This is a genomic window from Salmonella bongori NCTC 12419 (assembly GCF_000252995.1).
Lineage (GTDB): Bacteria > Pseudomonadota > Gammaproteobacteria > Enterobacterales > Enterobacteriaceae > Salmonella > Salmonella bongori.
In genome coordinates this window covers 4,382,320-4,394,384 of sequence record NC_015761.1, presented here as the reverse complement: position 1 = coordinate 4,394,384, position 12,065 = coordinate 4,382,320, and the positions used below count along the sequence as shown (strand labels likewise).

12 protein-coding genes and 1 pseudogene are annotated in these 12,065 nt (G+C 53.3%); 10 read left to right on the top strand and 3 right to left on the bottom strand.

Going from position 1 to position 12,065, the window contains the following annotated elements; genetic code table 11:
- Positions 1–69 precede the first annotated feature (69 nt).
- From SBG_RS20670 to SBG_RS20645, 6 genes are all read left to right on the top strand, one after another.
- Positions 70–273, top strand: a complete 204-nt coding sequence (locus tag SBG_RS20670) for a YbdD/YjiX family protein (RefSeq protein WP_000467862.1) — start codon at positions 70–72, stop codon at positions 271–273.
- A gap of 10 nt (positions 274–283) precedes the next feature.
- Positions 284–1,240 carry a GTPase gene (gene yjiA / locus SBG_RS20665; RefSeq protein WP_000187831.1) on the top strand — a complete coding sequence of 319 codons (957 nt, stop codon included), beginning with the start codon at positions 284–286 and terminating at the stop codon, positions 1,238–1,240.
- A gap of 37 nt (positions 1,241–1,277) precedes the next feature.
- Entirely contained in the window at positions 1,278–2,093 is an 816-nt protein-coding gene (locus tag SBG_RS20660; RefSeq protein ID WP_000052855.1) for an AraC family transcriptional regulator, read from the top strand.
- Positions 2,094–2,140: 47 nt separating this feature from the next.
- The gene (locus SBG_RS20655) at positions 2,141–2,782 is read left to right on the top strand and encodes a LysE family translocator (protein ID WP_000438683.1); all 642 of its coding nucleotides are present in this window, start codon (positions 2,141–2,143) and stop codon (positions 2,780–2,782) included.
- Positions 2,783–3,109: 327 nt separating this feature from the next.
- On the top strand, positions 3,110–3,454 hold the full coding sequence (gene symE, locus SBG_RS20650; RefSeq protein ID WP_015703123.1) for an endoribonuclease SymE: 345 nt from the start codon (positions 3,110–3,112) through the stop codon (positions 3,452–3,454).
- Between the two features lie 163 nt (positions 3,455–3,617).
- A complete protein-coding gene (locus SBG_RS20645) occupies positions 3,618–4,541 on the top strand; it encodes a DUF5655 domain-containing protein (protein ID WP_001280237.1) in 924 nt (307 codons plus the stop codon).
- Between the two features lie 76 nt (positions 4,542–4,617).
- Here SBG_RS20645 and yjiS read toward each other — a convergent pair whose 3' ends face one another.
- Positions 4,618–4,782 carry a DUF1127 domain-containing protein YjiS gene (gene yjiS, locus SBG_RS20640; RefSeq protein WP_000397913.1) on the bottom strand — a complete coding sequence of 55 codons (165 nt, stop codon included), beginning with the start codon at positions 4,780–4,782 and terminating at the stop codon, positions 4,618–4,620.
- Between yjiS and SBG_RS20635 the strand changes: the two are divergent.
- A pseudogene (locus tag SBG_RS20635) lies at positions 4,776–4,909 on the top strand (hypothetical protein). The gene yjiS and the pseudogene SBG_RS20635 overlap by 7 nt on opposite strands.
- A 72-nt stretch (positions 4,910–4,981) precedes the next feature.
- On the opposite strand, the gene SBG_RS20630 reads toward SBG_RS20635, so the two are convergent.
- Entirely contained in the window at positions 4,982–6,352 is a 1,371-nt protein-coding gene (locus SBG_RS20630; protein ID WP_000331409.1) for an NAD-dependent succinate-semialdehyde dehydrogenase, read from the bottom strand.
- A 181-nt stretch (positions 6,353–6,533) separates the two neighbouring features.
- Entirely contained in the window at positions 6,534–7,487 is a 954-nt protein-coding gene (locus SBG_RS20625) for an Rpn family recombination-promoting nuclease/putative transposase (protein ID WP_000749980.1), read from the bottom strand.
- Between the two features lie 479 nt (positions 7,488–7,966).
- Here SBG_RS20625 and mdtM point away from each other — a divergent pair, with 479 nt between their 5' ends.
- The 3 genes from mdtM to SBG_RS20610 all read left to right on the top strand — a co-directional run bounded on the left by mdtM (position 7,967) and on the right by SBG_RS20610 (position 12,027).
- Positions 7,967–9,208 (top strand): multidrug efflux MFS transporter MdtM, encoded by a 1,242-nt coding sequence (mdtM, locus tag SBG_RS20620; RefSeq protein WP_001188947.1) that lies wholly within the window; start codon positions 7,967–7,969, stop codon positions 9,206–9,208.
- 144 nt (positions 9,209–9,352) lie between these two features.
- Positions 9,353–10,624: a DUF445 domain-containing protein gene (locus SBG_RS20615; protein WP_001033928.1), complete on the top strand. Its 1,272-nt coding sequence runs from the start codon at positions 9,353–9,355 to the stop codon at positions 10,622–10,624.
- A 218-nt stretch (positions 10,625–10,842) separates the two neighbouring features.
- Positions 10,843–12,027 carry an MFS transporter gene (locus tag SBG_RS20610; protein WP_000233297.1) on the top strand — a complete coding sequence of 395 codons (1,185 nt, stop codon included), beginning with the start codon at positions 10,843–10,845 and terminating at the stop codon, positions 12,025–12,027.
- The last annotated feature ends 38 nt before the right edge of the window (positions 12,028–12,065 follow it).

The following is a 12,065-nucleotide window of genomic DNA, read 5'->3' as shown; positions in this document are numbered from 1 at the left end:
GGTTCTCATTTCGTAGGCCGGATAAGGCGCTTGTCGCCATCCGGCTTTATTCATTACAGGTAGAAGGCAATGTTTGGTAACTTAGGTCAGGCAAAAAAATACCTTGGTCAGGCGGCGAAGATGTTGATTGGTATTCCCGACTACGACAATTACGTCGGGCATATGCAAACCAACCATCCCGACAAGCCGTACATGACCTATGAAGAGTTCTTTCGCGAACGCCAGCAAGCACGCTACGGCGGCAATGGCAAAGGCGGTATGCGCTGTTGTTAATGGAGAGACTATGACCCCGATTGCAGTTACCCTACTCACCGGTTTTTTGGGTGCGGGCAAAACCACCCTGCTGCGCCATATCCTCAATGAAGAACACGGCTATAAAATCGCCGTGATTGAAAACGAGTTCGGCGAAGTGTCTGTCGACGACCAACTGATTGGCGATCGCGCCACCCAGATCAAAACCCTGACTAACGGCTGTATCTGCTGCACCCGCTCGAATGAGCTGGAAGACGCGCTGCTCGACCTGCTCGACAATCTGGATAAAGGCAACATCAGCTTTGATCGCCTGGTGATTGAGTGCACCGGCATGGCCGATCCTGGCCCGATTATCCAGACCTTTTTCTCTCATGACGTGATTTGCCAGCGTTACCTGTTGGACGGCGTGATAGCGCTGGTCGATGCGGTACACGCCGATGAACAGATGAATCAGTTCACCATCGCCCAGTCACAGGTAGGTTACGCCGATCGTATTCTGCTGACCAAAACCGACGTCGCAGGAGAAAGCGAAAAGCTGCGCGAGCGGCTGGCGCGCATCAACGCCCGCGCGCCAGTTTATACCGTGACCCACGGTGACATCGACCTCGCTCTGCTGTTTGACACCAACGGCTTTATGCTCGAAGAGAACGTCGTCAGTGCCAAACCGCGTTTCCATTTTATCGCCGACAAGCAGAACGATATTTCGTCAATTGTGGTAGAGCTGGATTACCCGGTAGATATCAGCGAGGTTTCGCGGGTGATGGAGAATCTGCTGCTGGAGTCCGCTGACAAACTGTTGCGCTACAAGGGGATGCTGTGGATTGACGGCGAACCCAACCGCCTGCTGTTCCAGGGCGTACAGCGTCTCTATAGCGCCGACTGGGACAGACCCTGGGGAGATGAAAAGCCGCACAGCACACTGGTGTTTATTGGGATTCAGTTGCCGGAAGACGAGATCAGAGCGGCGTTTGCGGGATTGAAGAAATAAACGGGCGCAGAAAAGCCGGGACCGCACAGGAGATTGTATGTCCCTTATCCGAGATATTCACCAACGCTTCTGGCGTCTGCCACAACTGCCGTGGCTGGAGCTACGTACCACCAGTGAAAGCCGTCAGGCCTATAAGCGCCACAGCCACCCGCAACTGTCACTGGGCGCGATCATCGCCGGAGAAACCCTCTGCATCAGTAACGGGCAAGAGTATCTGCTACGCCCCGGCGAGCTGATCCTGATCCCCCCGCAATCTCCACACAGTTGTAACCCGTTCCACGAGCAACCACGCAGCTATCATATGCTGTATCTCGATGCGGACTGGTGCCTGACGCAGCTTCCCCATTTGTCGGCGGATAGCCGCCTGCATACCACGCTGCCACAGTTGCAGGACCCGCAGCTTTTCCAGCTTTATCAACAGATTGTGACGTCTATTACTCAGCAGCAAACCGCCGGACTTCCGGCGCTTATTATCCACCTGTTGCGCGCCCTGCCGCTACAAAGCGCCGACACCGAACCGCCATGCGCCATCAGCCGCCAGTTGGTTGCCCGCTTAGTCAGCAACCTTCAGGAACCGCCGACGCTGGACACGCTGGCGCAGGAGTTTGCCCTCCGTAAGGAGACCCTGATTCGCACCTTTAAGCAGGATACTGGCCTGACTCCTGTCAGCTTTATCAATATGGCCCGTATTGAATATGCCCGGCACCGATTGCGCGCCGGGGACGGTATTGCCGATGTCGCCTATCAGACCGGTTTCGCCGATCAAAGTCATTTCCACAAGACCTTCGTCAGCTTCACGGCGGCAACACCGCGTCAGTACGCGCAGAACAGATCAATATTCAACAATAAATAGCGCATCCGCGGGTATAGGCTGGCCTCAGTATCATCACTGAGGTTACTATGGAACAGGTTACAGCGTTCTTTCCCCCGGCGTTTCCCGCACTGGCGCTGGCGCATTTTATGGCGCTGCTCAGCCCGGGTCCGGATTTCTTTTTGCTGGTCGGTTACGCCGTACGCTATCGGTTGCGCGGCAGCGTCGGGCTGTGCCTCGGCATTGCGGCGGGAAATGGGCTCTATATTCTGCTGGTGGTGCTTGGGTCAGGGCTATTACGTCAAACGCCGCTGCTCTTTACCATCATCGAACTATTGGGTGCCGCCTACCTGCTATGGGTGGGCCATCAACTGTTGAAAAGCCGCGCCGGGCCGCTGGAGTGGCGGTACGCCACATCGGCATGTCCGTCACTGGCAAAACAACTATTACTGGGGCTAGGTTCATCGCTGTTGAATCCGAAAAATGCGCTGTTTTATCTGGCGCTAATGACCGCCCTGCTGGGCCCAAACGTGACCGTAACACAGCAGGCCATATGTGGAATCTGGATGACCAGCGTAGTGTTACTCTGGGATCTGCTGCTAATAACGCTTATCGCCCTGCCGCAAATTCAACGTCGTCTGGGTAAACTTGTCTGGAAAATTGAACGCGCCGCCGGCGGCATTCTGATCACCTTTGGCGGCTGGATTGTGTGGCAGTTCATCACAAGTTAAATCGATAAGGGGCAGCTTTATACGGTGGTCAACGTTGCCCGGGCAGATGAATAGGGTCTACATCATTCGAACCCTTTCCTTCTTATAATGCCGACGCCGCCATCAATTAACCCGCCCCCCAGAAATCAATAAAGCGGCTAAATAGCCGCTTTATTCCCATCACCAGAAATAATCCATCCTCACATCCCCGCCGTTATTTTCATTCATTTTCAGCTAGACTTTTCTTTTATTTACTGATGATATATACAGGTATTTAGCGCGATGCCGTCGTGTTGGCGCACGGCGACATCGCTAACCACAACCCCTATTGGAATAGGAATAGAGATCATGACTACCCCGCATTGTATTGCAGAATTCACCGATCCAGAAGTCTCCCCGGCAAATAACCGTAAAGGCACCGTCAGTTATGCGAGCCGCTTTGAAGATCACCAGCATATTCCGGCGATTATCATGAAAGGCCAGTGGCTGGAAGCCGCCGGTTTTGCCACCGGCACCAAAATCGATATCAAAGTGATGGAAGGCTGTATCGTGATTACCGCGAAGCAGCCGGAGCAGGAAGAGCCCGCATTACTACAGTCGCTGCGTCGGGCGAGTAAGCTGTCGGCACGCAAGCAAAAGCAGGTGCAGGAGTTTATTAACGTAATGGCAGGTAAGACGCGTAAACTGCTGTAACAGCGTGTCGGATGGCGCTAACGCTTATCCGACCTACGGCCCGCCGCCCGGCAGCCTCCCCGCTGTCGGGCTTGCAATATTCCTCACCTCCAAAAGCCCGATTTCCGCTTTTATCTCTTTTCACATAACGTATGATAGTGCGCAAAAAATTCAGGAGGGATCCATGAGCGATATCCAGCTTTTCCGCCTCGGCGCCGGGAAAGTACAAGAGCTGCCGGGCAAAGCGGCGGCCATTGAAAAAGATCTGCAAACGCTGATCGAATCCCATATGGAAGTCTTCCTCGGCGTCCGCTTTCTCGACACTGAATACCGCACGGGCAAAACGCACCGTGGGCGAATTGATTCCCTCGGTCTCGATGAAAATAACTGCCCGGTGATTATTGAATATAAGCGCCACAGCAATGAAAACGTGATTAATCAGGGATTATTCTACCTGGATTGGCTGCTCGACCATAAAGCGGAATTTCAGTTGCTGGTGATGGAGACAATAAGTAAAACCGCGGCCAAAGCCATTGACTGGTCCGGCACACGGTTAATCTGTATTGCCGCCGATTTTAATAAATACGACGAACATGCCGTTCAGCAAATCAACCGCAATATCAGCCTGATTCGCTATAAGCTTTTTGCCGACGACCTGTTAATGCTGGAACTGGTTAACGCCGTGGTCGAAAATAGCCCTCAGCACGTCATTGCGGACGGCCCGGCCAGCGGTAACGGTAAACGCCATATCCGCACGCAGCGTGAACAGCTCGCCTCGACCTCTCCCGCGCTACTTTCATTATACGAACAACTAAAAAGCTATGTGCTCTCACTCAGTGATGAGGTTCAGTTTAAACAGCTTAAGCTCTATGACGCCTTCCGCCTCATTCGTAACTTTCTGTGCGTAGCCGTTTATCCCGTGACCGACCCACACCTACGCCTGTGGCTGAAAATCAATCCACAGCATATCCAGTTTGAGGAAGGGTTCAGTCGGGACGTCACCCATATTGGCCACTGGGGAACCGGCGATGTCGAATTAATTGTACGTAACGAGCACGATCTGGATAAAGCCAAGTTGCTGGTCGAGAAAGCATATCAGGAAAATTAACGTTACAAGATATCAGCCTACTGGAGAGTGTAGGATAACATTATCCAGCCTTTCCCGTTTTACTGGCGCTTATTTGTTATTCCACATCCTCCCTTTTCAATCCGATATCGTTTAACTGCTCGTCACTCATTCTTCGCAGCGCCTGGCGGGCAATCCTTCGTAGCCACCATCTTCTTAGCGCTCGTCTGAGCTGCACAAAACCAATAAACGGTTGTCTGGCGCGGTTCTCATAAAATTCCATACCAGCCTCCGCATAGAACAGAAAATGCGGACATCATGATGTATGCACAAATAATATCGGGTTAACAAGCACGGTTAGTACAACGGGGATAAATAAGGAGGGCGATTTAGGGTGTCTTGTTCGCTGATTTTGTTTTGATTTAACATCCACATCCTTCGCTGCAAAAAAGCAGGCCCCTCCCGTAGAGGGGCGACAGGGATTAGCGGCGCACCACCACCAGTTTCTGGTTTACAAACTCCTTAATCCCCAGATCCGATAGCTCGCGTCCGAAGCCTGAACGCTTAACGCCGCCAAACGGCAGTTCCGCTGCGGTGTCGGTCAGCCAGTTGATATAAACCATCCCGGTTTCAATCCGGGAGGCCATGCGTTTAGCGCGTTCGATATCCTGACTGAACACCGCGCCGCCCAGGCCGTAGTGGGAATCGTTGGCGAGTTTTACCGCCTCGTCATCGTCTTTCACCACATAAATCTGCGCCACCGGGCCGAAGAACTCTTCAAAGTACGCCGGGTTGTCACGGGTTATGTGGGTCAGAATGGTCGGCTCAAAGAAGTTGCCCTCGCGCTCCAGCGGCTTGCCGCCAACGTGCAGTGTCGCGCCATTTTTCACCGCTTCCTCGACCTGTCTGGTCAATGTTTCCAGCGCATCTTTCGACGACAGCGGCCCCAGTTCGGTAGACGCGTCCATCTGATCGCCCACCTTCACCTTACTGAACGCCTCGGTGAACTGGCTGAGGAATTGATCGGCGATTTTCTCATGCAGGATAAAGCGCTTCGCCGCCGTACATACCTGCCCCGCATTAGTGAGCCGTGCCTGCACGCCAATTTTCACCGCTTTCTCAAGATCGGCATCGTCCAGCACGATGAACACATCGTTCCCGCCCAGTTCCAGCGTCGCTTTTTTAATGTGCTTCGCCGCTTGTGCCGCCACGGCGCTCCCCGCGTTTTCAGACCCGGTCAGCGCCGCGCCCTGCACGCGCGGGTCGGCGATGATGTTCGCCACCTGATCGGAGGAAATAAACAGGTTGGTCCACGCTCCCTCAGGCGCGCCGGCTTCACGCACCAGATGGGCAAACGTCCCGGCGCAGTGCGGCACGATGCTGGCATGTTTCGCCAGCACCGGATTACCGGCGGCCAGGTTCGGCGCCAGCACGCGCATTAGCTGATAGTACGGAAAGTTCCACGGTTCAACGGCCATGATGACGCCAATCGGATGATGCTCAACCCACGCGTCGCCAAACTCGGTCTTATAAGGCACCGGAGCAAGAAACTGTTTCGCGTTATCCGCATAATAGCGAGCGATCTGCGCGCACAGTTTAACTTCGCCACGGCTCTGCCCGATGAGCTTGCCCATCTCCTGGCTGGCGATTTTCGCCAGTTCCTCGACACGGCTGTCGATCAAGTCAGCCAGCTTATGCAGTACCGGCAGACGTTGGTCAATATCTCCTTTGGACCAGTCGGAATGGTAGAGCGCGTCAGCTTTTTGCAGCGCGGCTTCAATATCCGCGTCAGTGTGCGGAGGATACTCTTTAATGAGCTGATTGTTGGCAGGATTCACTGTCTGGTAAGCCATATCACATGTCTCCTTGTTATCGTCATTAAGGCAGCCGTAAATGCCGCTCAGAACAATTAAGGGTAGTAGAGATGGCTGGGGCTATCGGTAAAGTTCGGTATATTCGTGCGGTTATCAGCGATAATTATAGAGAGCGTTGCCCGGCGGTCACCGGGCCTGCAACATTCAGACTGGAACCGCGTTAATGGCTAACATCCTGAAGCTCTTCAGCCGTAAGGCCGGTGAACCGCTGGACAGTCTCGCAGTCAAGTCCGTCCGCCAGCATCTGTCTGGCGATACGCAATGCGGCAACGTGCTGCCCTTTTTCCAGACCTTTTTCTAATCCTTCCTCCAGACCGACCTGTCTTCCTTGCCGTTCCCCTTTTCTGCGATCCGCTGCGCGGATCCTCTCTATCAGCGTCATCAGTCTCTCCTTAGTGTGCGGGACATGCCCTACCACATCACGAATAAACGTGGTGAAACGAGGCGTGTGTCCGTGCTGAATCATAAGATAATTAAACAGCGCTTTAAGCTGCCTGTCATTAGCGCAACCAGTAACTAACAGCGAAGCAATCCGTTCAACCAGTCCCAGCAGGTCGCGCTGGCGGATATGTTTTTGGATGAGCTCCAGCAGCGCAATGCGGCGATGCTGCATAATGTCATCATCCGATACCACCGTAATATCGACCAGCGGAAAGGCAGTGGCATAGAGTCTTCTTGCCACTTCCGGGTTCGCAAACTCATCCAGCCAGCACAGCGAAAAAGGATACGGGCTATCAACACCGTGATAAAACAGCATCGGCACCACCAGCGGAAGATGCTTATGCCCTGCATCCAGATGCTGTTGCATTGCCGCCATCGCATACCGCATCAGCCGAAACGCCATATGCGCATCCGGCGTGCTCTGATGTTCAATCACGACGTAGATATAACCGTCGCCCTCGCGCGTTTTCAGCGACCAAAGCACATCGGAATAATAGGCTCGCAGATTTTTTTCAATAAAACTGCCGGGCTCCAGCTTTAACGTCCGCAGGTCACAAAGCAGGCGTAACGACACTGGCAGATGAATCTCCATAAAATCGCGGGCGGTTTCCGGGTGGCGCAAAAAGGTTTTAAACACCGCATCATGCGGTGTTGAGGTCGTCGATTTTTTCATGGCGCTCCGTCACCTCAAACCAGGATGCTGCGACTCTACCTCCTGAAAATTCCTTTCTCATCCGTACCTTTTCAGCATTGCGAGGCGCGACGGAAGATAAATCCTGTTATCTGTAATGCACATGCATTTTCGGAACTGAACACGCAAAACAGTAGCCTGCACGTCCTGCCTTTATCTTTATTAACCTGGTAAACTCTTTTGATTAACATCAAAATTTAATTACACTTAATGTGTATATTTTCCGTGCAACGTAAATTTCCCGAGGTGTGATGTGCTGATTGTTATCTGTAATCGCCACACGTTCTGACAAGATTCAGAACGCGTCTCTTCCTGTCTGTGTTTTCACCGGCAGCGTTTTTGATTACATGAAATTCAGTACATCCGCAGCCGCTGTTCCCATCGCCTGCCTGACGTCACGATGACGGTATTGAGTTTCACTGTTCCCATCATGGGCTTCTCCGACACGGAGCGCATTTTTTATGCAACGGATTCTTCAGTTTTTCTCACAACGCGCTACAACGTTATTTTTCCCGATGGCGCTGATTTTGTACGATTTTGCCGCCTATCTGACGACGGATCTGATTCAGCCAGGCATCATTAACGTCGTGCGCGATTTTAATGCTGACGTCAGCCTTGCGCCGGCCTCGGTCAGTCTCTATCTGGCGGGCGGAATGGCGTTACAATGGCTTCTCGGGCCGCTATCTGACCGGATTGGCCGCCGGCCAGTGCTGATTGCAGGCGCGTTAATTTTTACGCTTGCCTGCGCGGCAACGCTGTTGACGACCTCAATGACGCAGTTTCTGGTTGCCCGCTTTGTACAGGGGACCAGCATTTGCTTTATCGCGACGGTCGGCTATGTCACGGTGCAGGAGGCCTTCGGTCAAACCAAAGCCATTAAGCTGATGGCGATTATTACTTCCATTGTACTGGTCGCCCCGGTTATCGGCCCGCTCTCCGGCGCCGCATTGATGCACTTCGTTCACTGGAAGGTGCTGTTCGGCATTATTGCAGTGATGGGGCTACTGGCGCTGTGCGGCCTGCTGCTGGCGATGCCGGAAACGGTGCAACGCGGCGCCGCGCCATTCAGCGTGGTGAGCGTCCTGCGCGATTTCCGTCATGTGTTTCGCAACCCGGTTTTTCTCACCGGGGCAGCGACGCTGTCGTTGAGTTACATCCCAATGATGAGCTGGGTAGCGGTGTCGCCAGTGATCCTGATCGATGCCGGGGGGATGAGTACGTCGCAATTCGCCTGGGCGCAGGTGCCCGTATTCGGCGCGGTGATCGTGGCCAATATGATGGTGGTGCGCCTGGTAAAAGATCCGACCTGCCCGCGCTTTATCTGGCGCGCCGTTCCAATCCAGTTAAGCGGGCTGGCGACATTAATCCTTGGTAATCTGCTGCTACCGCACGTCTGGCTTTGGTCTGTGCTGGGGACCAGCCTGTACGCGTTCGGCATTGGGATGATTTTTCCGACGCTGTTTCGCTTCACGCTTTTCACCAACAATTTGCCAAAAGGTACCGTTTCAGCCTCGCTGAACATGGTGATTCTGACGGTGATGGCAGTGTCGGTCGAAATCGGTCGCTGGCTGTGGTTTCACGGCGGGAGAGTGCCCTTTCACCTGCTGGCCGCCGTTGCTGGTATCATTGTGGTCTTTACCCTGGCAAAATTATTAAAGCGCGTACGTCAGCATGAGGCGGCAGAGCTGGCCACCGAGAAATAGAAATGAGCCGGATAGCGCGGATGAACCTCGCGCCAAATGTTGGACCCCGTCTCACTTCTGAGGGGCGGTTCATGATGCTTATCCGGCTTACAATAATATGATGTTTTTTGCACGATCTTCCCGTCTGGCTCTATCCTTAACGCTATGAATAAAATCACTGAACTCAAACGCGCCAAACGACTGGCGCTCTCACTGTTGCTGATAGCTGCCGCGACGTTTGTGACCACACTTTTCCTGCCGCCCAATTTTTGGGTGCTGGGCGTAAAAGCCATTGCCGAGGCGGCGATGGTTGGTGCGTTGGCGGACTGGTTTGCCGTGGTGGCCTTATTTCGCCGTATTCCTATTCCGTTTATTTCCAGACATACAGCGATTATTCCCCGTAATAAAGATCGAATCGGCGAAAATCTTGGGCAATTCGTACAGGAGAAGTTCCTTGATACACAGTCGCTGATCGCGCTGATCCGCCGTCATGAACCTGCACTACTGATCGGAAACTGGTTCAGCCAGCCGGACAACGCCAGCCGGGTTGGGCAGCATCTGCTGCAAATTATGAGCGGCTTTCTCGAACTGACTGACGACGCCCGTATTCAGCGGCTGCTCAAACGAGCAGTGCATAAAGCGATCGATAAAGTGGATCTTTCCGGCACCAGTGCCCTGATGCTGGAAAGTATGACCAAAAACGATCGTCACCAGGTGTTGCTTGATACGCTAATCGCCCAGCTCATTACTCTGTTACAACGTGAAAGTTCCCGGACGTTTATCGCCAGGCAGATCGTACGCTGGCTGGAAACCGAGCATCCTCTGAAAGCCAAAATACTACCGACCGAATGGTTGGGAGAACACAGCGCTGAACTGGTCTCCGACGCGGTCAATTCTCTGCTGGATGATATCAGTCATGACCGCACGCACCAGATCCGCCATGCTTTCGATCGCGCCACGTATAAGCTGATCGATAAACTTAAACATGATCCGGACATGGCCGCCCGGGCAGAAAACATTAAAAGTTACCTGAAAGAAGATGAGGCGTTTAACCGTTATCTTGGCGAGATCTGGGCGGATCTACGCCAGTGGTTAAAGACAGATATCAACGCCGAAGACTCGAAGGTGAAGCAACGCATCGCTCATGCCGGACAATGGTTTGGCGAGACGCTAATCGCCGACGATGCGTTACGCGCATCGCTTAACGGTCATCTGGAACAGGCCGCGCACCGGGTCGCGCCGGAATTCGCTGCTTTCCTGACCCGTCATATCAGCGATACCGTAAAAGGCTGGGATGCGCGCGATATGTCGCAGCAGATTGAGCTTAATATCGGTAAAGATTTGCAGTTTATCCGTGTGAACGGCACGCTGGTCGGCGGCGCGATTGGGCTGGCGTTATATTTGCTGTCACAACTACCCACCCTGCTCAGTATTTAAAGAGGGAAGGCGCAATTCTCGTTCAGATTAACCGCCAAATCCCGCACGCGAGAAGCATCCATTTAATGCCATTACCCCGGATGCGTCTCTTCTCAATCCGTTATTCGCTCTGCACGCTTCACTTTCTCTTCTTGCAAAGCTTAAACATTAATTTTACTTTTCATTATCATTTACAACAATAATCCGGCTTCCTGCCTTACTTTAGCAGAGAGAAAACCATGGTTCATGATCAAAGCACTCCACCTCGTCATCCACTTTTTACGGCGCTTTTCGGTATGATGGTATTGACGCTTGGAATGGGAATTGGGCGCTTTTTGTACACCCCCATGTTGCCGGTAATGCTGGCGGAAAACCAGCTAACGTTTAATCAACTCTCGTGGATTGCCAGCGCGAATTATGCAGGATACCTGGCCGGAAGCTTACTGTTTTCCTTCGGCGTTTTTCACCTCCCCTCACGCGTACGCCCCATGCTGCTGGCCTCTGCAATCACAACCGCTATCCTTATTCTGGCCATGGCAATATTTACCCAGCCCGTAGTCATCATATTAGTGCGCTTTCTGGCAGGCATCGCGAGCGCCGGAATGATGATTTTCGGGTCGATGATTGTATTACATCACACCCGACATCCGTTTGTGATCGCCTCGCTCTTTTCCGGCGTCGGAGCCGGGATTGTATTGGGCAACGAATATGTCATTAGTGGTTTACGTTATGGGCTTTCGGCCCATTCGCTATGGCTGGGGGCGAGCGCGCTCTCCGGTATACTGCTGTTAATCGTGGCAACGTTGATTCCGCCCCGCGCTCATGCGCTGCCGCCTGCGCCCCTGGCAAAAATCGAAAATCAGCCGATGTCATGGTGGCAACTGGCGCTACTCTACGGTTTTGCCGGATTCGGCTACATCATTGTCGCTACCTATTTGCCCCTGATGGCGAAAAGCGCGGGTTCGCCGCTACTCACAGCGCACCTTTGGTCGTTGGTCGGCCTGGCGATTATTCCCGGCTGCTTCGGCTGGCTGTGGGCGGCAAAACGCTGGGGCGTCCTGCCATGCCTGACCGCAAATTTGTTGATACAGAGCGCCTGTGTACTGCTGTCTCTTGCCAGCGGCTCGTTGTTGCTGTTGATACTCAGCAGTATTGGTTTTGGCGCCACGTTTATGGGAACAACCTCGCTGGTGATGCCGCTGGCCCGGCAGCTCAGCGCACCAGGTAATATCAATCTGTTAGGCCTGGTTACGCTAATGTATGGCCTCGGACAAATTCTTGGCCCACTCGCCGCCAGTCTGTCAGGCAATGGCGCGCCAGCCATGATCAACGCCACGCTTTACGGCGCCGCAGCGCTCTTTTTTGCCGCCCTGATCAGCGCCGCGCAGCAGGTAAAACAAAAACGGATTGTGATTCGCGAATAAGCAGCTTATTAAACACGCGTTATCAGCAGTGGGTGATA

Coding starts and splice junctions, on each gene's coding strand:
- yjiS (WP_000397913.1), bottom strand. CDS start 4,782: ATGGAATTTTATGAGAACCGCGCCAGACAACCGTTTATTGGTTTTGTG.
- SBG_RS20615 (WP_001033928.1), top strand. CDS start 9,353: ATGAATAAAATCACTGAACTCAAACGCGCCAAACGACTGGCGCTCTCA.
- SBG_RS20625 (WP_000749980.1), bottom strand. CDS start 7,487: ATGAAAAAATCGACGACCTCAACACCGCATGATGCGGTGTTTAAAACC.
- SBG_RS20610 (WP_000233297.1), top strand. CDS start 10,843: ATGGTTCATGATCAAAGCACTCCACCTCGTCATCCACTTTTTACGGCG.
- SBG_RS20660 (WP_000052855.1), top strand. CDS start 1,278: ATGTCCCTTATCCGAGATATTCACCAACGCTTCTGGCGTCTGCCACAA.
- SBG_RS20630 (WP_000331409.1), bottom strand. CDS start 6,352: ATGGCTTACCAGACAGTGAATCCTGCCAACAATCAGCTCATTAAAGAG.
- SBG_RS20670 (WP_000467862.1), top strand. CDS start 70: ATGTTTGGTAACTTAGGTCAGGCAAAAAAATACCTTGGTCAGGCGGCG.
- yjiA (WP_000187831.1), top strand. CDS start 284: ATGACCCCGATTGCAGTTACCCTACTCACCGGTTTTTTGGGTGCGGGC.
- SBG_RS20655 (WP_000438683.1), top strand. CDS start 2,141: ATGGAACAGGTTACAGCGTTCTTTCCCCCGGCGTTTCCCGCACTGGCG.
- SBG_RS20645 (WP_001280237.1), top strand. CDS start 3,618: ATGAGCGATATCCAGCTTTTCCGCCTCGGCGCCGGGAAAGTACAAGAG.
- mdtM (WP_001188947.1), top strand. CDS start 7,967: ATGCAACGGATTCTTCAGTTTTTCTCACAACGCGCTACAACGTTATTT.
- symE (WP_015703123.1), top strand. CDS start 3,110: ATGACTACCCCGCATTGTATTGCAGAATTCACCGATCCAGAAGTCTCC.